Annotated in this window: 1 protein-coding gene; it reads left to right on the top strand. The window is 50.1% G+C overall.

Annotation, left to right across the window (positions count from 1 at the left end):
- The coding region (locus tag R8N49_RS30685) for a DUF3612 domain-containing protein (protein ID WP_318190895.1) at nt 1–509 on the top strand (509 nt) is incomplete at both ends.

Below are 509 nucleotides of genomic sequence, written 5' to 3'. Positions count from 1 at the left end.
AAAAGTATGGGCTTGGATATCCGCTGGGTTGACCGAGCACCTCAAGATGTCATCGATGAATTGGGCGTCAACGCTAAGCAATTGATTACGTCATTCATGGAACCACCGGGCACCATTTATCTCAACAAACGGATGCGCGACTACCCTACCCGTTTAAAATACGACTTATCGGTATACATTGGCCACCGCGTATTGCACAGCAGCGACGCGATGAATAACGTGCTCTCCATCGGACATCAGAATAACTGGGAACAAATGGACAGCCCCGTGTCGAACTCTGAGCTAAATTCGCAAGACATTCTGCAAGCTTGGCGAGACTTTGAGTCCAGCTTTTTTGCAGGAGCTCTGCTTTGCCCTAAAGTGCCATTTCGTCAGTTGCTCGACCGCTCCGGTTACGAAATTGATGTTCATAAAAAAGCAGGCGTTTCGCCATCCGTTGCGATGCGCCGCATGACCGTTGTGTCACCATATCCCCATTGGCATTATTTCGACGCGTACGGGCCGGGCAA

It is taken from the genome of Vibrio sp. 1978 (genome assembly GCF_033344345.1).
The sequence above is the reverse complement of the archived record's forward strand: the minus strand, read 5'-3'. Positions and strand labels throughout refer to the sequence as shown.